The organism is Bacteroidales bacterium, from assembly GCA_026418905.1.
In the GTDB taxonomy this organism is placed as follows: Bacteria; Bacteroidota; Bacteroidia; order Bacteroidales; family DTU049; genus JAOAAK01.
The window spans coordinates 13,236-37,052 of the sequence record JAOAAK010000036.1 but is presented as its reverse complement, the minus strand read 5'-3'; the positions used below and the strand labels follow the sequence as shown (position 1 = coordinate 37,052).

The 23,817-nt window shown below is 35.7% G+C and carries 21 protein-coding genes and 1 tRNA gene; 19 read left to right on the top strand and 3 right to left on the bottom strand.

Annotation, left to right across the window (positions count from 1 at the left end):
- Window positions 1-32 precede the first annotated feature (32 nt).
- The 10 genes from N2Z72_07320 to lepB all read left to right on the top strand — a co-directional run bounded on the left by N2Z72_07320 (window position 33) and on the right by lepB (window position 8,605).
- Window positions 33-1,943, top strand: coding sequence for a DUF349 domain-containing protein (locus N2Z72_07320; GenBank protein ID MCX7697485.1), 1,911 nt, complete (start codon window positions 33-35; stop codon window positions 1,941-1,943).
- Between the two features lie 17 nt (window positions 1,944-1,960).
- Window positions 1,961-2,033: transfer RNA gene (locus tag N2Z72_07315), tRNA-Gln, on the top strand.
- 15 nt (window positions 2,034-2,048) lie between these two features.
- Window positions 2,049-3,245, top strand: a complete 1,197-nt coding sequence (locus tag N2Z72_07310; protein MCX7697484.1) for an aspartate aminotransferase family protein — start codon at window positions 2,049-2,051, stop codon at window positions 3,243-3,245.
- On the top strand, window positions 3,238-3,711 hold the full coding sequence (locus N2Z72_07305) for a nucleoside deaminase (GenBank protein ID MCX7697483.1): 474 nt from the start codon (window positions 3,238-3,240) through the stop codon (window positions 3,709-3,711). Before N2Z72_07310 ends, N2Z72_07305 begins: the two co-directional genes overlap by 8 nt.
- A gap of 36 nt (window positions 3,712-3,747) precedes the next feature.
- A complete protein-coding gene (locus N2Z72_07300; protein ID MCX7697482.1) occupies window positions 3,748-4,098 on the top strand; it encodes a PUR family DNA/RNA-binding protein in 351 nt (116 codons plus the stop codon).
- Between the two features lie 6 nt (window positions 4,099-4,104).
- Complete coding sequence (locus N2Z72_07295) at window positions 4,105-4,887, top strand: AAA family ATPase (protein ID MCX7697481.1); 783 nt, start codon at window positions 4,105-4,107, stop codon at window positions 4,885-4,887.
- Window positions 4,884-5,753, top strand: coding sequence for a ParB/RepB/Spo0J family partition protein (locus tag N2Z72_07290; GenBank protein ID MCX7697480.1), 870 nt, complete (start codon window positions 4,884-4,886; stop codon window positions 5,751-5,753). Before N2Z72_07295 ends, N2Z72_07290 begins: the two co-directional genes overlap by 4 nt.
- Before the next feature lie 64 nt (window positions 5,754-5,817).
- On the top strand, window positions 5,818-6,255 hold the full coding sequence (locus N2Z72_07285) for a DUF5683 domain-containing protein (protein MCX7697479.1): 438 nt from the start codon (window positions 5,818-5,820) through the stop codon (window positions 6,253-6,255).
- A gap of 12 nt (window positions 6,256-6,267) precedes the next feature.
- Window positions 6,268-6,993: a 4-hydroxy-tetrahydrodipicolinate reductase gene (locus tag N2Z72_07280; protein MCX7697478.1), complete on the top strand. Its 726-nt coding sequence runs from the start codon at window positions 6,268-6,270 to the stop codon at window positions 6,991-6,993.
- Between the two features lie 19 nt (window positions 6,994-7,012).
- Entirely contained in the window at window positions 7,013-8,605 is a 1,593-nt protein-coding gene (lepB, locus tag N2Z72_07275; protein MCX7697477.1) for a signal peptidase I, read from the top strand.
- Between the two features lie 4 nt (window positions 8,606-8,609).
- Here the strand turns inward: lepB and N2Z72_07270 are convergent, their stop codons facing one another.
- The gene (locus N2Z72_07270; protein MCX7697476.1) at window positions 8,610-9,341 is read right to left on the bottom strand and encodes a class I SAM-dependent methyltransferase; all 732 of its coding nucleotides are present in this window, start codon (window positions 9,339-9,341) and stop codon (window positions 8,610-8,612) included.
- A 94-nt stretch (window positions 9,342-9,435) separates the two neighbouring features.
- On the opposite strand from N2Z72_07270, the gene N2Z72_07265 reads away from it, so the two are divergent.
- The 3 genes from N2Z72_07265 to N2Z72_07255 all read left to right on the top strand — a co-directional run bounded on the left by N2Z72_07265 (window position 9,436) and on the right by N2Z72_07255 (window position 13,918).
- Complete coding sequence (locus N2Z72_07265; GenBank protein ID MCX7697475.1) at window positions 9,436-10,026, top strand: TIGR00730 family Rossman fold protein; 591 nt, start codon at window positions 9,436-9,438, stop codon at window positions 10,024-10,026.
- Window positions 10,026-12,464, top strand: coding sequence for a primosomal protein N' (gene priA / locus N2Z72_07260; protein ID MCX7697474.1), 2,439 nt, complete (start codon window positions 10,026-10,028; stop codon window positions 12,462-12,464). The genes N2Z72_07265 and priA overlap by 1 nt, the downstream gene beginning before the upstream one ends.
- 404 nt (window positions 12,465-12,868) lie before the next feature.
- Entirely contained in the window at window positions 12,869-13,918 is a 1,050-nt protein-coding gene (locus N2Z72_07255; protein ID MCX7697473.1) for a DUF6340 family protein, read from the top strand.
- On the opposite strand, the gene rplS is transcribed toward N2Z72_07255, so the two are convergent.
- Window positions 13,915-14,271 (bottom strand): 50S ribosomal protein L19, encoded by a 357-nt coding sequence (rplS, locus tag N2Z72_07250; GenBank protein ID MCX7697472.1) that lies wholly within the window; start codon window positions 14,269-14,271, stop codon window positions 13,915-13,917. The two genes, N2Z72_07255 and rplS, sit on opposite strands and share 4 nt — an antisense overlap.
- 59 nt (window positions 14,272-14,330) lie before the next feature.
- On the opposite strand from rplS, the gene N2Z72_07245 reads away from it, so the two are divergent.
- The 3 genes from N2Z72_07245 to N2Z72_07235 all read left to right on the top strand — a co-directional run bounded on the left by N2Z72_07245 (window position 14,331) and on the right by N2Z72_07235 (window position 17,591).
- Window positions 14,331-15,461, top strand: a complete 1,131-nt coding sequence (locus N2Z72_07245) for an aminotransferase class I/II-fold pyridoxal phosphate-dependent enzyme (protein ID MCX7697471.1) — start codon at window positions 14,331-14,333, stop codon at window positions 15,459-15,461.
- Window positions 15,462-15,485: 24 nt separating this feature from the next.
- A complete protein-coding gene (locus N2Z72_07240; protein ID MCX7697470.1) occupies window positions 15,486-16,073 on the top strand; it encodes a TetR/AcrR family transcriptional regulator in 588 nt (195 codons plus the stop codon).
- Between the two features lie 72 nt (window positions 16,074-16,145).
- Window positions 16,146-17,591, top strand: coding sequence for a radical SAM protein (locus N2Z72_07235; protein ID MCX7697469.1), 1,446 nt, complete (start codon window positions 16,146-16,148; stop codon window positions 17,589-17,591).
- On the opposite strand, the gene N2Z72_07230 is transcribed toward N2Z72_07235, so the two are convergent.
- On the bottom strand, window positions 17,569-18,153 hold the full coding sequence (locus tag N2Z72_07230) for a gamma-glutamyl-gamma-aminobutyrate hydrolase family protein (GenBank protein ID MCX7697468.1): 585 nt from the start codon (window positions 18,151-18,153) through the stop codon (window positions 17,569-17,571). The genes N2Z72_07235 and N2Z72_07230 overlap by 23 nt on opposite strands.
- A 68-nt stretch (window positions 18,154-18,221) precedes the next feature.
- Here N2Z72_07230 and N2Z72_07225 point away from each other — a divergent pair, with 68 nt between their 5' ends.
- The 3 genes from N2Z72_07225 to N2Z72_07215 are packed head-to-tail and all read left to right on the top strand — an operon-like array spanning window position 18,222 to window position 23,815.
- Window positions 18,222-19,688: a TolC family protein gene (locus tag N2Z72_07225; protein ID MCX7697467.1), complete on the top strand. Its 1,467-nt coding sequence runs from the start codon at window positions 18,222-18,224 to the stop codon at window positions 19,686-19,688.
- Between the two features lie 3 nt (window positions 19,689-19,691).
- Window positions 19,692-20,744, top strand: a complete 1,053-nt coding sequence (locus tag N2Z72_07220) for an efflux RND transporter periplasmic adaptor subunit (protein ID MCX7697466.1) — start codon at window positions 19,692-19,694, stop codon at window positions 20,742-20,744.
- The gene (locus N2Z72_07215; protein ID MCX7697465.1) at window positions 20,741-23,815 is read left to right on the top strand and encodes an efflux RND transporter permease subunit; all 3,075 of its coding nucleotides are present in this window, start codon (window positions 20,741-20,743) and stop codon (window positions 23,813-23,815) included. Before N2Z72_07220 ends, N2Z72_07215 begins: the two co-directional genes overlap by 4 nt.
- The last annotated feature ends 2 nt before the right edge of the window (window positions 23,816-23,817 follow it).

Sequence of the window (23,817 nt, the reverse complement as noted above, 5' to 3'; positions counted from 1 at the left end):
GTATGTAAATTTGCTAACTTATTTTTCGAAGCATGGAAGAAAAGAATTTCTTAAATCAGGAGGGCGCTAAAATCAGTTTCGAAGCAGAAGAAAAAGTTGATTCCATTGTGGATAGTTATTATGCAGCAGGAGAAAGCAAGTTTTCCCTTGAAGCAGAACACGATATAGATAAAGATGATTCAACTGAATTTTCTGAAGACAATGAATACATTGAAAAAGTCTGGGATGATTATGACATGGACAAGCTTTACGAAACAGCTTTACAACTTGTTCAAAACTCCCCTAACATTTTAGAAATTCGTGATGCTATACTCAAATTGAAAGAGCTTCACAAGACCAAAGCTCAGCAAGAAATTGGAAAACTTGCTGAAATTACTGATAAGGAAGAGTACGAAAACCGTAAAGATGCAATAGAGAAACAACTTGAAGCTTTCGAGGCTGTGTGGAGCATTTATAAGGAAAAACGTAAACAATATCTGGAAGAACTTGCACGTGAACAAGAAGAAAATTACAAGAAAAAATTAGCCTTGCTGGATGAATTGAAACAACTTATAGATTCTAATGAACCCTTTAAGGTTACTTATGATGCTTTCAACAAAATAAGGGATAAATGGCAAGAAATTGGAAAAGTACCGCCATCCAAAAATAATGAGCTTTGGTTGAGTTATAATCACTATGTTGCTCTTTTCATGGATAAAATCAAGCAGTATAAAGAACTACGAGATCTTGACATGAAGAAAAACCTCGAGCAAAAAATCGAACTTTGTGAGATGGCTGAACAATTGCTTTTTGAATCTAATATTCATGTAGCTTTTAAGAAATACCAAGAATATTTTCAACACTGGAAAGAAATAGGACCTGTGCCTGCTGATAAAAGGGATGAAATTTGGGAAAGATTCAAGCTTGCTGGTGAAAAACTAAGAGAAAAGAGATTACAATACTACCAGGAAATTGAAAAAAAATATCATGCTAATCTTGAAGCCAAACAAGCTATTGTCCAACAAGCAAAAGCTATAGCTTCTGGAGGTTACACTACACTGAAAGAATGGAATGATGCAAACAAAAAAATAAATGAACTTATTGAACTGTATAAAAACGTAGGACCCGTACCACGCGAACAAAGTGAACGTATTTGGCAAGAATTTCGATCTATTCTTGAAAGCTTCCAAAGGTCGAGAAAGCAGTTTTTTGAAATGTATCAGGAAGAATTAAATGCCAATTATCATAAAAAGTTAAATATTTGTTTGGCAGCTGAGGCAATCAAAAATAGTACGGATTGGAAAAATGCTACTAACGAACTCCTGCGTTTGCAAGAGGAATGGAAAAAAATAGGACCAGTTCCAACTGCAGTCAGTGATGTTATATGGAAGCGTTTTAGGGCAGCTTGTGATGAATTTTTTACTCGAAAAAAACAATTTTATGAGTCAATCTATGAAGAAGAGAGACAAAATTTGGAAAAAAAGCGTCGTTTAATCGATGAGCTCAAATCTTTTCAATTTACCGATGATAAGAAAAAAAATCTTTCTATTCTACAGGAATACCAAAGAAAATGGTATGAAATAGGACGTGTCCCTATTGAAGAAAAAAATAAACTTCAGGATGAATGGAAAAAGTTGTTAAATGATCTTTATTCAAAGTTAAATCTACAGCAGAACGATTTTGATTTTGAAACGTATCAGGATAAAATTAAATCGTGGACCAATCTCCCAGGTGGGAAAGATAAAATTTGGCAAGAATTGAAAAAATTACGTTTTCAACTTGCCAAGCTTCAGCACGATGTACAACTCTGGGAAAATAATCTTTCATTTTTTTCAAATAGCAAGAATGCCGATGTATTACTTAAGGAATTCAATGAAAAAATCGAGCGAGCACGAAATGAAATAAAAGTTCTTAAAGAGAAAGAAAAATTTCTAACTGCCATTTTGAACGAAAAAACAAATTAATTTTGTAATGTACATTTTGTCCTGTGGTGTAATTGGCAACACGTCTGACTCTGGATCAGAAGAGTCCAGGTTCGAGCCCTGGCAGGACAACAATTATTTCGTGGGATGAGTCTGCGAGGAGATTTCTTTTCATATCTTGCTCAAACCTCAAGAGAACCTTTAGGGTTGGAAGTTATAAAAGCACAGGGTTTAAAAATAATCGATAATCGAGGTCGTAAATACATTGATCTCATTTCTGGTATTTCCGTCAGCAATCTCGGTCATCATGTCCCGGAGATTAAGGCAGCTATTGCGAAACAATTGGAAGATTACACGCATTTAATGGTTTACGGAGAATTTATCCAACAAAGTCAGGTGGAGTATGCTAGGTTGCTTATCGAGCATTTGCCGGATAGTTTCCAACAAGTGTTTTTTGTAAACAGTGGTTCAGAAGCAGTTGAGGGTGCTCTTAAACTATCTAAGCGTTTTACTGGTCGGCACGAGATTGTTTGTTTTGAAGGTGCTTATCATGGTTCAACGCAAGGAGCACTCAGTCTTATCAGTGATGAAACTTACACGAGACCTTTTAGACCTTTATTGCCATCCATTAAGAAATTACGATTTAATTATATAGAAGACTTGAGTGAAATCTCACGTCAGACTGCTGCAGTTATTATTGAACCAATTCAAGCAGAAGCTGGAGTAAGGATAGCCACTCCTACATTTTTGAAAGCTCTTAGGGAAAGATGCAATGAAACAGAAACTTTACTTATTTTCGACGAAATTCAAACAGGATTTGGACGTACTGGAACATTGTTTGCTTTTGAACAGTACGGTGTTGTTCCTGATATTCTTTTGCTTGGTAAAGCTCTGGGAGGTGGTTTGCCCTTAGGTGCTTTTATTGCAAGCCGTCAAATCATGGAAAAGCTTACTTTTAACCCTCCCTTGGGGCACATTACAACGTTTGGAGGGCATCCACTTTCATGTGCTGCTGGATTAGCTGCTTTTAAATTAATTCTTAGTAAATTGCCTGAATTAAAAATTAAAGAAAAAGGACTTCTTTTTCAATACCTTATCAAACAACATCCGTTTATAAAAGACGTAAGAGTATCTGGTTTGCTTATTGGAGTGGAGTTTGAAAATGAAAGGATCACAAGGCAAATGATTCATTTATTACTGGAACATCGTATTCTAACTGATTGGTTTTTGTTTTCTCCGAACACATTACGAATAGCTCCACCTCTTATTATCGATTCTGAAATGATCATATATGTTTGTAATGTATTAAATGTTTTGGTAAAACATCTTGAAGCTTATGCATGATGATGTAGTTTTTTTAAAGAGAGCCATTGACCTTGCTCGGATGAATGTAAAAATGGGTAAAGGTGGGCCCTTTGGAGCTATTATTGTTAAAGAAGGACAGGTTATAGCTGAAGGTACCAATCTTGTCACTTCATTGAATGATCCTACGGCTCATGCTGAAATCGTAGCCATTAGACGAGCTACTGAAAAACTCAAATCTTTTCAACTTACTGGTTGTACCATTTATTGTAGTTGCGAACCATGTCCTATGTGCTTGGGTGCCATTTATTGGGCTCGACCAGACAGAATAGTCTTTGCTGCAACAAGAAAAGATGCTGCTAGTGCAGGATTTGATGATGATTTTATTTACCGTGAACTTATAACATCCTATCAAGATAGGAAAATTCCAACCCAACACATTCAGGTGGATGATTATATGATACCTTTCGATGAATGGAATGCTTATCCGAATAAGATACCATATTGATAAAAATCATAGTTTTGCACGTAAAACAAGTTTGTCATGGAACAGTATGGCAGGAGAGAGAAGGAAGAGATTTTTACCAAAGCAGTTCGTGCTGGAAAGCGAACATATTTCTTTGATGTAAAGGTTACTCGTAACGGGGATAAATATTTGACTGTGACAGAAAGAAAGAGAAAGGTTAACCAATTGAGTGGGCAATTCTATTATGAAAAACATAAAATTTTTCTTTATAAAGAAGACTTCGATAAATTTACTGCAGGATTACTTGCAGCGTTAAATTTTATAAAAACAGGTCGACTTACAGAAGAAGAAAGCAAGATTTTTGATAACATTGATGATTTTGAGCTTAGGGATCATTTAAATGATCAAGATGTAGAAGATAATTTTTAGAGAACTATGGGAAAAATCATAGCCATCGCCAATCAGAAAGGGGGTGTAGGAAAAACAACAACAGCGATAAATGTTTGTGCTGCTTTGGCTGTTTTGGAAAAAAAAGTTTTACTTGTTGATGCTGATCCGCAGGCTAATGCTACTTCTGGACTAGGTTTCGATCCCAAAAATATAAAGATCAGTATTTATGAATCTATTATAGAAAATGTACCTATAGGGAACACCATTTTAACTACCAAAGTGCCTAATCTAGATCTGGTTCCAGCTCATATTGATCTGGTTGGTGCTGAAATTGAAATGATTGATCTGGAACAGCGCGAGTTAATGATGCGTCGAGTTTTGCGCCCTGTAGCTGACCAATATGATTTTATTTTTATCGATTGTTCACCTTCATTGGGTTTGATTACTGTTAATGCTCTTACAGCTGCCGATTCTGTGCTTATACCGGTTCAATGTGAATATTTTGCTTTAGAAGGGCTTGGTAAATTGCTGAACACCATCAAACTCGTACAGACAAAACTCAATCAAGCATTAACGATCGAAGGCATACTTCTCACCATGTATGATGCAAGATTACGTCTTTCAAATCAGGTTGTAGATGAGGTCAGAAACCATTTTCAGTACATGGTTTTTCAGACCATCATTCCTCGTAATACCAAATTGGGAGAAGCTCCTTCTTTTGGTGAAAGTGTAATTACTTACGATATTGAAAGTAAAGGTGCCATTGCTTATCTAAATTTGGCGAAGGAAATTTTAAGCCGAAATCAAAACAAAGAACTTAATTTATGAATGCAACCAATCCACAAAAGAGGAAAGCTTTAGGAAGAGGCCTGGGGGCTTTGCTAGATGTGGATGAAAGTATTACATCCTTAGCTTTTCCTTTCATAGATATTGATCTAATTATTGCTAATCCCTATCAGCCACGTAATACATTTGAAGAAGAAAAATTAAAAGAATTAGCCGAATCAATCAAAAGCTTTGGTATTATTCAACCACTTACGGTTAGAAAGATGCCGGATGGAACCTATCAACTTATTTCTGGTGAACGTCGACTCAAAGCTGCTAAAATGGTGGGATTAAAAACCATACCTGTTTTTATACGTGATGCTTCCGAAACAGATCTACTTCAGATGGCACTTATCGAGAACATTCAACGTGAAGATCTCAATGCTATTGATATTGCTCTTTCCTTTGAGAAACTCATTGAAGAATATCATCTCACTCAAGAACAGTTAAGCGAAAAAATTGGGAAAAATCGGTCTACTATAGCTAACTACTTACGTCTGCTAAAGCTTCCCATTGAAGTTCAGGCCGCTATTAAAGAAGGCAAAATTTCCATGGGTCATGCACGCGCTATTATTACCTTGCCTAATGAAAACTTACAGTTGGAGATTACTCAAAAAATACTAGAAAAAGGTCTTTCAGTACGTCAAGTTGAAGAATGGGTAAGAAAAATTCAGCAATCTTCTTCATCGAAGAAGAAAACTACTCATCAACCGAAACATCCATATTTAGATGAGCTTCAACAGAAATTTCAACAAAAGGGATTCAAAGTAAAAATAGTTCAAAAGAAAAAAAGCGGATCGATTATTATACATTTCAGAAATGAAGAAGAACTTCTCTCATTGATTCACTTTTTTGAAAATGTTTCATAAATTATTTTTTCTCAGTTTCATTTGGTTTACTTTTTCATATTCTTTTTCCCAAGAAGAGAAAGGCATGCATTCACCCCAAAAAGCTCTTATCTTGTCTGCCTTTTTACCGGGTAGTGGTCAGGTTTATAACCGTCAGTACTGGAAAGCACCATTGTATATAGGTGGTTTAGTTGCAACGGGTTATTTAGCTTACACGAATTATCAGTATTATAAAGATTACAAAAAAGCATATCTAGCGAGAACAGACAATGATTCACTGACAATGGATCCTTTTCCTTATTACTCCGAACAAAATTTACTCGATATCATGTCTTTTTACCGCAGAAATACAGAACTCTCTATTATAGGTTTTTCCTTGTTCTATGCACTGAACATACTTGATGCATATGTGTATGCCCATTTCTTTGATTTTTCAATTCAAATCGATGATGTAAGGAAAATTTCGATATATCCAGTCATAAATACGAAAGCAAAAGGTTTAATGTTGAGGTTTTGTTTTTGAAATGATAGAAGTATGAAAGTAGTCATTATTGGTTATGGAAAAATGGGACGTGAATTGGAGAATGCTTGTCGAAAAAAGGGGATAGAAATTTTAACCATCATTGATAAAGATGACCCCTGGCCCCAGAAAGTCGACGATGATGTGATTGCCTTAGAATTCACTGAGCCCACTTCTGCTGTGGTGAACCTAAAACGTTGTGTAGATTTATCTCTACCAGTTGTGTGTGGTACTACCGGTTGGTATCATAGCTTGCAGGAAGTTAAAGATTATTGCTTGAAACATCGTGGTTGTATCGTATATGGAAGTAATTACAGTCCAGGTGTTAATGCTTTATTTAAGCTAACCCTTTTGGCTGCAAAAATTTTTTCCTCTTTGCACCGCTATGATGTGAAGATTGAAGAAACTCATCATATCACCAAGAAAGATGCCCCTAGTGGTACGGCTATTACTATGGCTGAATTGTTGCTTTCGTCTTATTCAGAATTGTTAGGTTGGTCTTCAATACCCAAAGAAAAACACTTATGGATTGAATCTTTTCGTGAAGAACAAGTGATTGGAAAGCATCGACTTTCTTTCACCAGCTCTTTTGATGAAATCGTAATTGAACATAAAGCACAAAGTCGTGAGGGATTTGTATGTGGTGCCCTAGATGCCCTTGAATGGCTTGATCAAACAAGACCTGTTGGTTTTTTTCATTTTATGGATATTTTTGAAAAAATATACGCAATAAAAATCTAACTTTGGAAAAAATATCATTATGGATTTTGTTTTGTTATTTACCATTTTCTTATTTCTTCTTGCGTGGGTTGGCTTGATTGGAATTTTCAAAAAAGCTGGAGAACCTATTTGGAAAGCCATCATACCAGTTGTAAATTGTTGGTATTGGGTAAGATTGGTGGACAAGCGTTGGTGGTGGTTTGTTTTTTGCTTAGTTCCTGCAATCAACATTTTTATGATCATGCTGCTCATTGTCGAAACACTAAAAGCTTTTAATAAATATTCCTTTTGGCATCAATTGCTTTCTATTATTTTTCCTTTCGTGTATTTACCTTATTTAGGTTTTAATCCTAAACTTTCTTTCACTCCACCTGATCAGCAGATCAAAGTTAAAAGAAGCAAATTTCTCACGGGCATTGAAGATCTCATATGGGCTGTAGTTGCTGCAAGTATCATACGCATGTTTTTTATCGAAGCTTATACCATTCCTACTCCCTCAATGGAAAAGACCTTGCTTGTTGGTGATTTTTTATTTGTGGATAAGTTTACTTTTGGTAGTCGCATTCCCCAGACTTTTCTGACCATACCACTAACACATAATTCTTTTTTGGGAGGGAAATCATATTGGGATTTTATTCGTTTGCCTTTTTATCGGTATCCACGTCTCAAACCTATTGAGCGTTACGATATTGTGGTGTTTAATTTCCCCGGGGGAGATACGGTATGGTTAAACAATCCTGCTGCTACCTACTATGGATTGCAAATCGAAGTAGCTGTTGAAATGGCACGACAGGCTGGATTAAGTGATAGTAATTATTTTCAATTTCTTAATCAGGCACGTCTTTACTTACTTCAACAAAGTCCTATTCGAGTCCACCCTTCCGACAAGAGAGATAATTATGTGAAACGTTGTGTAGGATTACCAGGAGATGTTATTCAATTGAAAAATCAGATTCTTTACGTAAATGGCCAACTTATACCTGATCCTGAAAATAAGGAAGTAAATTATGCTCTCCTTTTTAAAGAAGAAGATTTTCCAAAGATTAGGATGATCAAGAAAATGGGGGTAAGTCAGAAGGATTTTTCAGATGGATTAAGACTTGCTCAGTATTACAATTTTTCCAATGCTATTGTAGTTCCGCTAACTCGTGATATGTACGATCAGGTTGTGGCAAATATGGGTTCATATCTTAAAGAACCACCACGTCCGTTATTTGATAGCAATAAATGGGATCCGCGAATTTTTCCACACCATCCTGCCTATCCATGGAACAAGGATAACTTTGGGCCACTTCGTATACCCAAAGCTGGTGAAACTGTTCAACTCGATACCATAAACATTCATCTTTATAAAAGAATTATTTCGATCTACGAAGGAAATGAGCTTCAAATTCGTGATGGCAAGATTTATATCAATGGTCAACAAACCAATACATATACCTTCAAAATGGATTACTACTTCATGATGGGAGATAATCGTCATAATTCTGCTGATAGTCGTTTTTGGGGCTTTGTTCCAGAAGATCACATTGTGGGTAGACCTCTTTTTATCTGGCTAAGCCTCGACAAAGATAAACCCTTGTTTGGAGGGAAAATACGTTTCAGGCGAATGTTCAGTAGTGCGGTAAGATAAATTCTTAGAAAGAAAAAAATTTAAGAAAGCTAATTTTTCTCTTTATTCGTTGAATAATGTTAGTTTTTTCTTTTTTTTGAACAGTAAAATCAAAGGCATCTTTTTTTTGAAGGATAATGTACTGGTAATCTCCGTCTTTGAACCAAATAGAATAAGTTTCATATTTGGTTATAATCAAATGATGTGGCTCAGTAAACTTAAGAAGGGTACTGAGATGTATTGGTTGATCAATTATTTGCAACGACTCTGGTTGATGTATGTGAAGCCATTCAATGTAATAGGGATTGGGAATATGAATAAAAATAAATCCTTTAGGACGTAATAACTGAGTGCATTTTTGAAAAAGCTTCTCATGAAATTCTAAAGGAATATGTTCTATAACATCAGGAAAAACAATCACATCGAAAGTCTCATGAAATGAATAATTCAAAAAATCACCATGTATTAAAGTTAGATTTTTAAAATGACCTAGAAATTTTTTTGCTTCAGCAATACTTTTCTTACTTAAATCCATGGATAAAAGATATCCATTCTTTAAAAAAGGTGCTAATAAGCTCGTAAGAGTACCTATTCCACAACCTACCTCCAAAACTGTATGATGTTTTTTTAAACCAGCCTTAATAAGCTTTTCAAATATAGAAATATGTCTTTCATTGATTCCTGCCTTGATTTGCCTTTCAACGTAATCGTCGTAAAATTGCTCAATTTTTTCAGTAGTAATGTGGTTTTTAGTCATATTGTTTATTTTAATACAAAGTTAACATCATTAAAGTAAAGTACAAGGTATTTAGGAAGCAAATGAGAATTTTTATATTTGTAAAAAAACATTCATGTTTAGGAATTTGGGCATTTTTTGTGGGGCTTCTCTTGGAGACGACTCGAGATTTGAAAAGCAAACAAAAGAACTGATTAAACTTTTAGCACAGAAAAATATAAGAATAATTTACGGGGGGGGGAATACTGGCCTCATGGGTGTTGTAGCTGAAAGTGCTCTAAAGCATCATATTCCAATTCTGGGCGTTGTTCCTTCTTTTATGCTTTCCATGGGAGTTGTACACCAAAATATAGATTTGCATGTAGTAGAAAACATGCAGGAAAGAAAAAAGTTCATACTTGACAATGCTGATGCTTTTGTTGTTCTTCCTGGTGGAATTGGAACCATGGATGAATTTTTCGAAGTACTCACAGCCGTGCAGTTAGGCACTCATTTAAAACCAATTGGTTTGTTCAACATCAATCATTTCTTTGATCCACTTTTGCGCTTGCTGCATCACTTGACTGATCATCGTTTTGTTCGATTGGAACATGTTTCTGTAGTAACCGATGATGATCCAGAACGTTTACTTGAATATTTAAAAACCCCAATCCATCAGCCAGATAAGCAGTGGATATGTGATCTTTTGAAATATAACATGCTTTGATGTGGGTTAAAGTTATCCTTCCTCTTCGCGTTGATGGTTCGTATCTTTATTTTGTGCCTAAGAATTTGGAACATGAAGTTTCCATCGGAAAAAGAGTAATAGTTTCGTTTGGTAAGCGTCGAAAATACACAGCCTTGATTTCTGAAATTATTACTACCCCTCCGCAAGTAAGTTACGTCGTAAAATCTATTGAATCGGTTGTGGATATGAAACCTGTAATAACCGGCTGGCAACTAAGTTTTTGGAAATGGATAGCCGAATATTACATGTGCACTCTTGGAGAAATCATAAACGCTGCTTTTCCCAGTAATCTTCGCTTGGAAAGCGAAAGTGTTTTCACGCTTAACCCAGAGTGGAACAAAAATTTACCCTTGACCCCAAATGAAAAGAAATTGGTTTATTATTTGGAACAACATAAAAAAATTCGAGAGGGTAAAATTTCATCTTTACTTGGAAAATCTAAAATTCGCTCACTACTCCAAATAATGCTTGAAAAAAAGATATTGTTAAGGGAAGAATATATGAAAGACAATATACTTCCTCATCAAACAATATGTATACGATTAACTGCTCACTACGAAGATGAAAATCAACTTTCTCTTGTTCTACAGCAACTCGAACGTAAGAGTCCAAACCAATACCATGTACTTCTGAAGATTATTGAATCTTTAAATGAAGGGCATTATCCTGAGAAAAAAATTGTTCAGAAATCTTTTAGTAGTACTGCCTTGAAAGCACTGGAAAAGAAAGGAATTATAGAATTTTTTAAAACTGAAAATAAATCTCCTGCTTCTCAATGCAAGGGATTTTCTTTTCCTTCTGTTCAATTGACAGATGATCAACAACGTGCTATTGAGCAAATTCATAAATCTTTTTCAAGTGGGAAAAACGTATTACTTTACGGCCCAACAGGAAGTGGGAAGACAATCATTTACATTCATCTTATTCAGGAAGCTTTAAAACAAAGAAAACAGGTTTTATTCCTTCTACCTGAAATTTCGTTGACGGAATTTATGGTGAAACGAATTCAAAACTGGTTGGGAAATGATGTGCCAGTTTGGATGTATCATTCACGTACAACTAACCGAGAACGAACAAAAATATGGAAAGAAATGTTGGAAGGTCGAGTGGGAGTAGTTGTGGGAGCGCGCTCAGCGATTTTTCTTCCTTTTGATTCATTGGGACTTATAGTTGTGGACGAAGAACATGATACAAGCTATAAACAAACAGAAGCTCCTCGTTATCATGCTCGCGACACAGCTCTCATGCTTGGTAAGATAACACATGTGCCGGTCATCCTTGGTTCTGCTACACCATCGCTTGATGCTTATCATCTTGCTAAAACTGGCAAAATAACGTTAGTTCACCTCAGGCAACGCTATGGAGATGCTATCCCTCCGGTGATACATATCGTAAACATGCGTCCGCATATTGCGCGGAAGGAAATGCGAGGGTCGTTGACTCCTTTGCTTTTTCAACAAATCAAACAAACATTACAACGAGAAAAGCAAATCATTCTTTTTCAAAATAGGCGTGGCTATAGCACTTGGGTAGAATGTGACTCTTGTGGCTGGTCTCCTACATGCCAGCATTGCGATGCCAACTTAACGTATCATAGAGATGAACACGCACTTATTTGTCATCATTGCGGTTATGCGCAAAATATTCCTGGTTTTTGTCCTCAGTGTCATTCCCCAAAAATTTTGATGCGTGGAGTTGGCACTCAACGTATTGAAGAAGAGCTATTTACCTTTTTTCCTCATGCTCGAATAGCTCGCTTAGATCACGATATAGTTCGTCAGACTGGGCAATTACAAGCTCTATTTGATCAATTTGAGCGGCGAGAGATCGATATCCTTGTGGGTACGCAAATGGTCACCAAGGGTTTAGACTTTTCCCATGTCGATTTGGTTGGTATTCTCAATGCCGATTTGCTTTATCCTTATCCTGATTTTCGTTCTTATGAACATGCTCTCCAACTTATGCTTCAAGTAGCTGGGAGAGCAGGACGTCGCGATCACCAGGGCACTGTCATCATTCAAACCCAAACTTCGCGCAGCCCTCTTATCAAGTACATCACTCAGTTTACATATGATGACTTTATGTTCGACGAGATTCTTTTTCGCCAGAAGTTTCGTTATCCACCATTTGTTCGGCTTATCAAGCTTCTTTTCCTCCATAACGAAAAAGAAATAGCAAATAAAGCATCCAACGATTTTGCTCAATTTTTTAAAAATAAATTCTCTTACTCTCTTTTAGGTCCTGATCTTGCACCCCTGTCTAAAATTCAGGATCAATACATTTTTCAGCTACTAATAAAGCTACCTAAAGATAATAATCTTTTACGCACAAAACAAACCATCAACGACTTAATTGCACATATTCATGACAAATATCCCTCAAATCTTAAAATAATTGTTGATGTTGATCCTATATAGAGTTTACGTAGATAGGAATAGTGCAATAAATAGGATCTGTTAAATTACTTTTTATTAAAAGACAACGCAAGTTTCGCCTATCCTATCGCTTATACAATATCGAGTTTTGATACATATGATTAATTGTATTGATTTGGATCTAGATGGTAGTCTAAATTTTACTAATTGAAATAAATCCTATTCTTAAGCAATATTGAAGAAAAATTTCTTTATGTTTGATAACAATCATGAATGGTTATGAATAGGTCGTTATATGGTTAGCGAATTTAAATGTTCATGTCAAAACAAAAATACAACTCTCAATGATGGCGATGACCCTGTTATTTTATTTAAAAACTAAAGAAAGCCTAGAAATTTTTTACATTTGGCATAATTTTTAATGTCTGAAAACAAAGAGAAGCAATATGAAAAAAGTAAAATTATTTTATGTTTTGAGTTTATTATTAGTGGGTTGTGCAACTCGAAATATCTATCAACCTGTTTTGGTTCCAGCTGAAATCAACATTCCTCAACATGTACAAACCATAGGTGTACTTAACCGAAGTTTACCGGCCAAAGATGATCGATTGTTGAATATTTTAGAAGGTTTTTTAAGTGGAGAAACCATTTTTGGAGATCGATCAGCTTCTTTTAATGCTTGCCGTGGTCTTGTAAATCGCGTAAATTCATCACCACGATTCAAAGCTGTTTTGCTAGAGGGTGAAGAATATCGGGGAACTGGAACTAAGGAATTTCCCTTACCACTAACTTGGGATGAAGTAGACAGGTTATGTAAAAAATACAATGTAGATGCTTTGGTGACATTGGAAACCTTTGACAGTGATATGAGACTTCATTTGAGTATGGAAGAAGTAGAAAAAGTGGTAGGAGGTGTTATTCGAAAAGTGCCAGTTCATTATGCCGATTTACGTGTTAGAGTCAATGCTGGTTGGAGAATTTACGATAACGTTACCAAAAATATCATTGATCAACAAGTTTTTACAGATGAAAAAGGTTTTCATGGTGAAGGTGATACTCCAGAAAAAGCTAAGGAAAGTTTACCTTCCAAACGTCAAGTGCTCGATGAAAGTGGTTTTTTTGCTGGCCAGATGATGGCTTTTCGAATTTCTCCAAGTTGGGTAACCATCAGTAGGTTTTATTATGTAAAAGGACACCCGAAATTTAAGGAAGCTAAACAATATGTAAAGGTCGGTAATTGGAAAGAAGCTGTCTCCATATGGTCTCAGTTGACTAAAAGTTCCAATCCCAAAATTGCTTCTCGCGCAGCTCATAATATGGCTGTAGCAGCAGAAAAAGAGGGTAGAATCGACATTGCACTGGATTGGGCAAATACGGCTTATAAAAACCAAAAAACAGATCGTGAAAGAAGATACATTAACCAATTACATAATAGAAAAATGCAACTCCAAAGACTATCTGAGCAACTACCTAACTATAAGCAAGGAGGAAATTAAATTCTTTTTTCTTTAATTTTTGCTTTTTTCCCTGTCAACTTACGTAAGTAAAAAATTCTTGCCCTTCTAACTTTACCTTTCTTGACAATTGTAATATCTTCGATAAATGGACTGGCAATTGGAAATATTCTTTCAACGCCGACATTGTTGGAAATTTTTCGGACTGTAAACGTCTTGTTTTTCCCTTTTCCACTGATTTGAATAACGACTCCCGTAAAAGCCTGTATACGTTCCTTGTTACCTTCGACAATTTTATAGTTCACAGTAATAGTATCGCCAGCTTTAAATACTGGGAACTGACGTCCTGGCATCACCTGCTCTTCAACGTATCTGAGCAACTCACCTTTATTCATGGTAATGAGTGTTTAAATTGGAGTGCAAAGATACGTAATTTTTATTTTTGCAAAAAATCATGAAAGAAAGTGAAATTTTATTTTTACTAGGTGAGAATTCTTACCCTTCTATATCTTTTCCTATTTTTCAGACAAGCAATTTTAAGTTTTCAAGTGTCAAAGAGTTCAAATTAGCTATTGATGACGAAGAAAATTCACTCATTTATTCACGTGGAAATAATCCAACATTAACAGTACTTGCAGAAAAGCTTGCAGCTCTTGATGGTAAGCAGAAAGCACTTTTATTTTCATCAGGTATGGCAGCAATCTCGACGGCTGTAATTTCTCTTGTTAAAGAGGGTGATAAAGTTTTGTGTATGGAAGGAGTTTACTCTTGGACTCAACATCTTTTGAAGAATATTTTATCTCGATTTGGGGTTGAAACTCATTTTGTACCTTATTATAACATAGTAGAAAGCATTAATGAACATTATAGTCTCATATATGTAGAAAGTCCCCTTACTCGTACGTTTGAAGTGGTTGATCTGGAGGAGATTTCTAGACGGGCTCATGATGTTGGAGCTGTGGTCATCATTGACAATACCTACTCAACTCCTCTACGTCAAAGACCGGCGGATTTTGGAATAGATGTGGTTGTATACAGTGCTTCAAAGTATACGGGAGGGCATAGTGACTTAGTCGGAGGATATCTCACTTGCGATGAAAAACTTTATTCTCGTATTTTCAATCACGAATACCTCACCTTTGGTGGTATCATGAGTCCTCTCGATGCTTGGCTTTTTTTGCGAGGATTAAGGACATTACCTGTTCGACTAGATCGCATCGAGCAGAGTACATGGAAAATTATTAATTTTCTCCAGCATCATCCAGCAATTGAAAAAATATACTATCCCGGTAGCATCTCGGATGAGCAAAATAAAATATACCATAAACAAATGCGAGGAATAACGGGCTTGTTTTCTATCCAATTTAAGAGAAAAGATCCTGGTTTGATTAATGCTTTTTGCGAGAAGCTTCGTTTTTTTAGGATGGCCGTTAGTTGGGGTGGTTATGAATCTCTTGTTTTGCCTTACACGATGTGGAAAGAAACAGAGTGGGACGGGATGGTCAGATTAAGCATAGGTTTAGAAAATTCAGATGAATTAATACAAGATTTGGAGCAAGGATTAAAAATCTTTACACTTGAATAATTCGTAGTAATTTTGAAAAAAAAGATGGGCATAGAAAAAACGAGAGATGTGATTGTCCAAACTGCTCAAAAACTTTTTGCTCGTTTCGGTTTTAGTAAGACATCGATGGATGAAATAGCTCGTGTATCCAGAAAAGCTAAAGGTTCGCTATATTATCATTTCTCAAGTAAGGAAGATCTGTTTCGGGAAGTGGTTCAGAAAGAAATTAACGAAATAAAAAATCAACTAGAAATGTTACTAAGCGAGAATATAAATGCAGATGAGAAGTTGAAAAAGTTTCTTCTTGTACATTGTGAAATGGTTGTTAAAGCTATCAATTACTTGGAAGGAATACGGGCTGATTTTGATAAAGATGTGAGTTTAATAGAAGACTTGCGTATTCAATTTATTGATTGGGAAAAAAATGTTATTAGTCAAATTATTCAAGAAGGAATCGATTCTAAAATATTTCCTGCTTTTAAAAATCCTCAAGCAGTTGTTTCCGCTATCATTCACATTATTCTTGGCCTGGAAATATCTTTATTTTTATTCAGAAATTCTCGATCTGAAAACGCGAATTTATATAACGAGATACATCTTGTGATTGCAGGTTTAAAAAATTTTAAAGAATAAAAATTTTAATACTATTTATTTTATGTTATTTTTATCTATTTTTGCACTATAAAACAAAAAAAGTCTAAAAATATGATTCCGATATCAGTTTTTCCCGTATCTTCCTACATTGGAGGTAAATTGATACGCGGGAAATTGACGAGATCTCTTATTGATTTTTATGTTCGAAAAAAAATCAAGTCTAGTGTTCTTGAGAACGATGATCCATGTTTTTCGGATGTAACCAAAGAATATCAAGCTCTTGCTTTCTGGGCTATGTACAAATCTATTTTGAGAAATTTCGATAAAAACCTTATTTCACCCATAGTATTACAAAAGATCGTGCAAGTTTTTCTTAATAATGTTCTTCTCAGTTCTTCTTCAAAAGAAGCACGAGAAAATTTTGAAAAAAAATATGGTATGAGACCTCCAACTTTTTTCACTATTTCTCCTACAAAGCTTTGTAATCTTCACTGCGAAGGATGTTATGCAGCTTCATCTTTTCAAACAAAGAACATCATGAAATGGGATTTACTCAATAGAGTTATAGCAGACGGACACGACAACTTGGGAATGCGTTTTTTTGTTATCTCTGGAGGTGAACCTTTAATGTATAATGATGAAGGCAAAACCATTCTCGATCTAGTAGAAAAATGGAATGATTCTTACTTTCTGATGTACACAAACGGAACTTTAATTAATTTACAAGTGGCAAAGCGAATGGCCCAATTAGGTAACATAACTCCAGCTATTTCGCTGGAAGGACTAGAGAAAGAAACCAATGATAGGCGAGGGAGAGATGTTTTTGATAAAATTCTTAAAGCTAAAGATTATCTCATTCAAGAAGGTATACCATTTGGGTTTTCCATCACTGCTACGAGTAAAAATATTAATCTTTTGCTTCAGATGGATTTTTATGATAAGTTATATGAAGAATTAGGGGCAACATATCTGTGGATTTTTCAATATATGCCTATTGGGCGAAATTTTTCCAAGGACTTAATGCTTACATGTGAGCAGCGAGTTGAATTGTTCAGAATACAAGAAAAATTGCTGCTAGAGAAAAACTATTTTTTAGCTGATTTCTGGAATAGTGCTCCTATGTCAAATGGTTGTATTTCATGTGGAAGATCGGGTGGTTACTTTTACATAAATTGGGATGGAAACATCATGCCATGTGTCTTCATACCCTATTATACTGACAATATTGAAGATTTGTATAGTCAAGGAAAGAAGTTAGAAGATGCTTTGTTTTCTCCTTTGTTTAAAAAAGGTCGAGATTGGCAACATCGTTATATAGGCTTGAAAGATAATCCGGGAAATCTCATTAGACCTTGCTTTTATAGGGATCACTATGAGGATTTTTATAAAATAGCTAAAGAAGTTGGTGTAAAAGCTGAAAACGATGATGCTGTAAAAGCACTAGATACTCAAGAGTATAAGGAATTTATGACTAAATATGGTAAAAACTTGGCACAACTGACAGATCCTATTTGGAAGGAAATGGTGGAAAAAGTTAAGAAAGAATCGTTGAATTAAACCAGTTTTTTAGAATAGTCATTCCTTCCTGAGTCAGGTGTGACTCAGGGTGAAATTGAACACCCGCCAAAGGAAATTTAATGTGGATAAGAGATTGAGCAATAGTAGTATTATTGTGATAGGAGGTGACCTTTAAGGAAGAGGGAACAGCATTGATAGACATACCCCACGAATGGTATAGGCCTACGTAAATTTCATGCCAATCGGCATTGAAAAAAGGGTAGTTTTCAATGATATGAATTTTTACTTGTGCTCCATGTAAGGGTTGCTCCAGTTGCATGAGCTGACCATTTTCATATACAATAATAGCTTGCATTCCTAAGCATACACCAAGCAAAGGAATTCTACCATAAGCTCTGTGAATGATTTCTTGAAGTAACGTTTCTTGAGGTAAGCCAGGCCCAGGCGAAATAACAATAGCATGATAAGAATTTAGATTTAACGACATAGCATTTTCTGGGAAATGCACATCAACCCTTGAAACTTGTGGAAGTTGCTTTAAGTATGCTTTAAGAATATAGGTAAAAGAATCATGATTGTCGATCAACAAGATTTGTTTCATGGTTCAAATTTAAGTGAAAAAAATTCTCTCATTTTTTGAATATTTTATAATTTTGTTCAAAAAATAAAATGCTTCGAAATTTTCATATTTATGTGTTGTTTCCTTTGATGCTAAGTGGACAGTCTTACAGTCTGAAACAGTGTGTGGAAATGGCATTAGAGAACAACATAAGTTTGCAGCGTAAAGCTAATGTTCTTGATTCAGCTAAGGCATTTAAGCGGTCTGTTTTAACTTATTTTTTTCCATCGATTGATGCAAGTGGCACTTATTTAAGAATGAATAAACAGATGAGTTTATTTGAACAGGATGTGCTTCTTCCACTTGTGCCTTACATGGTGATTGATCAGCAGACAGGTCAAGTTGATCCTGAGAAATTTAAAGATCCTCTTATTGCAGCCACATATCTAGTAATTGATCCCAACACCATGCAACCAGTCTTAGATAAAGATGGTAATCCTATTTTTAGAAATTATGCATGGTTACCAGCTGATAAAGCCAAAGTTGGAGAAAAGAATAACTATCTTTTTCAGTTTACTTTGAAACAGCCCATATTTACCGGAGGAAAAATATGGTATGGTTATCAAATATCAAAAAGCTACGAAAAACTAATTCAGGAACAAGTTCTGCAGACACGTGAAGAAGTAGGATACGAAGTGATGGAAAAATACATGCAATTGGTTATGCTATTTCATAAAAGAAAACTTACACAACAATATAAGTCACTTGTTGATGCTTTATTTCATGATGTGCAAAATTACAGGGAGGAGGGAATTGTAACTGATGCAGAAGTTCAAGAAGTCAAGGTACATTACAATGAAGCTGTATTAAATGAAATGAAGGCCACGCATGGTTTTGATCTTATGCGTATGGCTTTATGTCAGAAAATGGGCTTGCCACTTTATTCACCATGGATTCCGTCAGATACAACATTAATCTTACCCGAAGTATTGCTGGATACGTCAAAACTTATGGACGAAGCTCTTCATAACCGACATGAGATGAAGATTTTAGAAGAAAAAGTAAATATTTCTAGCTATCAACAAAAAATGTCTTATGGTGAAATGCTTCCTCAGATTGCTTTTATAGCTAATTACCTCATCATGCGACCTTCGCCTTTTCAAGGGATGAAGGATGTCTTTGATCATGACTATCAGATAGGAGTTAGTATAACTATTCCTCTTTTTCATGCTGGTGAACGTTGGCAAAAGATAAAAATGTCTCGTCTTGCTTATCAAAACGATTTACTTCTTAAGAAAGAGGTTGAAGATTTAATACGGATTGATGTTCAGAACAAATATTTTAGTTATATTGAAGCCCTTCAGAATGTACGTTTTAAAGAAGAAGGTCTCAAACACAAAGAAGTACAGCTTAAGCAGAAAAAAGATAGATTCGATGAAGGGATGGTTAAAGTAAGTGATGTGATTCAGGCTCAGACTGAATGGTTTCATGCTAAGGTAGATCATCTAGAGGCAGTTTCACAAGCTTGGACAGCATATTATCAATTGTTGAAAGCTATGGGAAAGTTAAATTATTGATATATGAAAACTCCAAAACTTATATGTTTTTTTTCGTTGTTATTTCTTTTGTTCTTAGGTTGCAAGCGAGACGACAAGAATGATAAGAAAAATTCAGAAAGAGAAGACATTATACTGGTTGATGTTGTAAATCCTACACTCCAAAAATATGCTGCGGTGCGTGAGTATCAGGGTGTGTTTAAGCCATATAAGGAGGCAAATGTAGGAAGTTCCATTCCTGGAAAAGTAGAAAAGATTTTTGTTTTAGAGGGTGATTATGTAAAAGAAGGCGAAATTATTGCCCGAATGTCGTCTGAAATGCTCATTCAAGCTGAGATCGAGTATATGACCTTGAAAAAAGATTTTGATCGAGTTTCAAATCTTTTGCAGAAGAATAGTATTTCACAGCAGGATTATGATCATGTTAAAGCACGATTTGAGGCAGCGCAGGCAAAGTACGAACTCATGAAAAAAAATACCGAGATCCGAGCTCCCTTTTCCGGTGTTGTAGTTAAACATCTTATTAAGGAAGGAGAAAATTATTTCTTCTCTTTTTCGCTGGATCCTTCTTACAGTATGACCTCAGGCATCGTAAAATTAATGCAAGTAAATCCACTTATATGTGTGGTTGATATTGGGGAAATGGATTTTCCGATGTTTAAAGTGGGTCAGCAAGTTGAGGTAGTGCCTTTTGCTTATCCTCATGTTACTTTACTAGGTAGGATTATTCGTTTTGAACCTATTGTTTCATCCCTAGACAGGATGGTCCGGATGCATGTGGTGGTCCCTAATCAACTTGGGCTTATGCCTGGTATGGGAGGAAAAGTGAAAATTAAAACTCCAGAGAAAGAATGCATGGCGTTGCCGTTGGAAACTATCATGGAAGAGAATAATAAAAGTTTTGTTTTTATTGAAAAGGATGGCATAGCTAGAAAATTGTCAGTTAAGGTATCGGCCACCACTGGTGATTCGGTGCTTATAGAAGATATACCAGCAGACGTAAGGGTAATAAAGACAAAAGTTAAGCAATTAAAGGATGGACAAAAGGTTCGTGTTATTGAAAATCGTACACTATGAAAATAACTGAAATATCCATTCGTAATCCTCTGGGAGTGATAATGGCTTTCTTAGCTTTGCTCTTATTTGGCCTCTTAGCAAACTATTATCTTCCACGTGATTTGTTTCCAGATATCGAGTTACCAGCCATCACCGTCATGACGATCTATCCTGGGGCATCGTCAGAAAACGTTGAACAACAAGTCACAAGGCCATTAGAAAGAGTGCTTGCTAATACTACTCATCTAAAAAAAATTCAATCTTTTAGTCGAGAAAATGTTTCCGTCATATCTCTTCAATTTGAATGGGGAACAAATATTACAGAAGCTGCTGCAGAAGCACGCGATTTGATAGAGTTTGTAAAAAATGATTTGCCTGACCAGGCTTACAAACCTTTAATCATGAAAATCAGAAACAACATGTTTCCCATAGCCATTCTTGGGGTGGGGGCTGTTGAAAGCTATGAAAAACTTGGTGAATTGGTTGAAAATACCATTGTTCCTGAACTTAGAAGAATCGATGGTGTTGGGACAGTATTAACGATTGCAGAGCCTACAAAAATTATTGAAATTGTGTTGGATCCATACAAAATGGCTCAATATAAACTTTCACTTTCTCAGATTCAGACTTTTCTCCAGTTAAATAATGCTTCTATTCCTGCCGGAAATATAAAAACCCATCGATGGGATATTTCTTTGGAGGTTCCAGCTGAGTTTACTTCACTTGAAGAAATCGAAAACATGTCCATTCCTCTCTCTGCGGGCGGCCATATATACTTGAAAAACATAGCTCGAATTAGGTGGAAGTATAAGGATAAAGATGAAATCACTCGCACAGAAGGAAGACGAGCTGTAGCTCTCATGATTCAAAAACAGTCCGATGCTAATTCTCTACAAGTTTATCAAAATGTCAAAAAAGCAATCCCCTACATACAGAAGCAATTGCCACAAGATGTTACTATCACTGAAGTTTTCAATACCACTGAGGCAATTGATGCATCTCTAAAAAATTTGCAGCAAACACTTTTATATGGAGCAATTTTTGTTGTACTAGTAGTTTGGCTTTTTCTTCGGCGCTGGCGAAGTAGTTTTATTGTTGCCATGACCATTCCTTTTTCACTCATCATATCTTACATAGTCATATACTTACTGGATTACACAGTCAATATATTTACGCTAATGAGTCTTGTCATAGCCATAGGAATGGTGGTAGATAATACGATAGTAGTTTTGGAAAATATAACACGTCACATAGAACGAGGTGTGCGACCAAGGGAAGCATCTTTATTTGGAACGAATGAAATGAGTTTGGCCATTACTGCATCGACATTTACAACCATTGTTGTCCTTGTACCACTAGTTTTTGCTGGAGGTATTGTAGGGGTAATGTTTAAACAAATGGCGATTGTTACCACGACAGCATTACTAGCTTCGCTTCTGGTTAGTATTACTCTTTCTCCTACTTTGACTTCTCTTTTGATTAGACCTGTCCATGAACAAAGAAAAATACCTCTTTATGCCAAAACCGAAAAAATATTTCAATGGTTAGAGAACATTTATGGTAGATTGCTTGAACTAGCTTTGAATAACAAAGTAACTGTATTTGTAATTGTCACTTTGTTGTCGGCTTTAACCATATTGCTAACATTGAGAATTGGAATGGACTACATTCCAGATATTGACAGTGGAGATATTATGATGGAAATACGTTTACCTGAGGGTATGCGAACAGATGAAACGGAAAAACTTGCCATACTTTTAGAGCAGAGGGTGAAAGAATTGGTTCCTGAAATGGTTTATGGATTCACAGTGATAGGTCAGACAGAACGAGGTATTTTAAGCTCTGTGGGATTCAAAGAAGGGAAAAACATTGCTACGATTGCCATACATCTCTTACCTCCTGAAAAACGTAAAAGATCATCGCATGAAATTGCACACCTGTTGACGGAAGAACTTAAAAAATATCCACAAATTGAGTCGTATCATGTTTCGGGGGGAAGTATTCTTGGTACAGCGCTTCTAGGAAATGTCAGACCAATTGACATCATTATCAAAGGAAGTAACATGAAAGAACTTTATCGAATTGCCCATGAACTAGAAGATAGCTTGAAACAACTACCTTTTTTGAGAAATGTAACCAATTCTATGAGTGTATCTAGACCTGTTTATCAAATTATTATTGATAAGGACAAAGCGATCATACATGGCTTGACACCTTTATTAATTGCCATGCAACTTAGGCAGTCTATTTATGGAATTAATGCAGGTGTTTTTAAGCAATCAGGGCTGGAATACGACATTTTCGTTCGTTATGATAGTTCCTTTAGATCTAACATGGAACAATTGATGAATTTATACATATCTACACCAACTGGAAAAATGGTTCCTCTCAATGAAATAGCAAGAATAGAAAAAGTGAGTGCACCTATTGAAATAGAACATCTAGGCCAGGAAAGAGTAGCCCGAGTCACTGCTGACATAGAAGCCCATGTTTCACTTAGCGAGGCAACAAGAAGAGTAGATAAAATAATTCGTTCTTATCGGCACATACCCGGGGTATTAGTGTATTTAAGTGGACAGCGTGACGAACAAATGGAAAGCTTTTCGAATTTGTTATTAATTTTTTTCATTGGTATAATGCTGGTTTATATGATCATGGTGGCTCAGTTTAAGTCACTAAAAGCTCCTTTTATTATTTTATTTACCATTCCATTGGCACTCGTTGGTGTGATTTGGGCTTTTTTCGTGACGGGAATTACCTTAAGTCTTGTTACTTTTGTGGGTATTATTATGCTTTTGGGGGTTGTGGTAAACAACGGAATCGTATTGGTCGACTATACCAATTTACTGATCTCTCGACGGATGAAACTTCGTGAAGCTATTGTTTCGGCCGGGAAAAGCCGATTGCGACCAGTTTTGATGACTTCACTGACAACCATCTTGGGTATGTTGCCTATGGCATTGAGTAAGGGATTGGCATCCGAAGTCTGGTCACCACTTGGAATTACAATGATTGGTGGCTTGCTTTTTTCTACCTTCATTACACTCATTCTCATGCCCATGATGTACGAGATTTTTTTTAGAAATCGATAGAA

Excerpts from the sequence above, each read along its gene's own strand:
- rplS (MCX7697472.1), bottom strand. The coding sequence starts at position 14,271 with ATGAATAAAGGTGAGTTGCTCAGATACGTTGAAGAGCAGGTGATGCCA.
- N2Z72_07280 (MCX7697478.1), top strand. The coding sequence starts at position 6,268 with ATGAAAGTAGTCATTATTGGTTATGGAAAAATGGGACGTGAATTGGAG.
- N2Z72_07265 (MCX7697475.1), top strand. The coding sequence starts at position 9,436 with ATGTTTAGGAATTTGGGCATTTTTTGTGGGGCTTCTCTTGGAGACGAC.
- N2Z72_07295 (MCX7697481.1), top strand. The coding sequence starts at position 4,105 with ATGGGAAAAATCATAGCCATCGCCAATCAGAAAGGGGGTGTAGGAAAA.
- N2Z72_07225 (MCX7697467.1), top strand. The coding sequence starts at position 18,222 with ATGCTTCGAAATTTTCATATTTATGTGTTGTTTCCTTTGATGCTAAGT.
- priA (MCX7697474.1), top strand. The coding sequence starts at position 10,026 with ATGTGGGTTAAAGTTATCCTTCCTCTTCGCGTTGATGGTTCGTATCTT.
- N2Z72_07320 (MCX7697485.1), top strand. The coding sequence starts at position 33 with ATGGAAGAAAAGAATTTCTTAAATCAGGAGGGCGCTAAAATCAGTTTC.
- N2Z72_07310 (MCX7697484.1), top strand. The coding sequence starts at position 2,049 with ATGAGTCTGCGAGGAGATTTCTTTTCATATCTTGCTCAAACCTCAAGA.
- N2Z72_07255 (MCX7697473.1), top strand. The coding sequence starts at position 12,869 with ATGAAAAAAGTAAAATTATTTTATGTTTTGAGTTTATTATTAGTGGGT.
- N2Z72_07300 (MCX7697482.1), top strand. The coding sequence starts at position 3,748 with ATGGAACAGTATGGCAGGAGAGAGAAGGAAGAGATTTTTACCAAAGCA.
- N2Z72_07290 (MCX7697480.1), top strand. The coding sequence starts at position 4,884 with ATGAATGCAACCAATCCACAAAAGAGGAAAGCTTTAGGAAGAGGCCTG.
- N2Z72_07235 (MCX7697469.1), top strand. The coding sequence starts at position 16,146 with ATGATTCCGATATCAGTTTTTCCCGTATCTTCCTACATTGGAGGTAAA.
- N2Z72_07245 (MCX7697471.1), top strand. The coding sequence starts at position 14,331 with ATGAAAGAAAGTGAAATTTTATTTTTACTAGGTGAGAATTCTTACCCT.
- N2Z72_07305 (MCX7697483.1), top strand. The coding sequence starts at position 3,238 with ATGCATGATGATGTAGTTTTTTTAAAGAGAGCCATTGACCTTGCTCGG.
- N2Z72_07240 (MCX7697470.1), top strand. The coding sequence starts at position 15,486 with ATGGGCATAGAAAAAACGAGAGATGTGATTGTCCAAACTGCTCAAAAA.
- N2Z72_07270 (MCX7697476.1), bottom strand. The coding sequence starts at position 9,341 with ATGACTAAAAACCACATTACTACTGAAAAAATTGAGCAATTTTACGAC.
- N2Z72_07230 (MCX7697468.1), bottom strand. The coding sequence starts at position 18,153 with ATGAAACAAATCTTGTTGATCGACAATCATGATTCTTTTACCTATATT.
- N2Z72_07285 (MCX7697479.1), top strand. The coding sequence starts at position 5,818 with ATGCATTCACCCCAAAAAGCTCTTATCTTGTCTGCCTTTTTACCGGGT.
- N2Z72_07220 (MCX7697466.1), top strand. The coding sequence starts at position 19,692 with ATGAAAACTCCAAAACTTATATGTTTTTTTTCGTTGTTATTTCTTTTG.
- N2Z72_07215 (MCX7697465.1), top strand. The coding sequence starts at position 20,741 with ATGAAAATAACTGAAATATCCATTCGTAATCCTCTGGGAGTGATAATG.
- lepB (MCX7697477.1), top strand. The coding sequence starts at position 7,013 with ATGGATTTTGTTTTGTTATTTACCATTTTCTTATTTCTTCTTGCGTGG.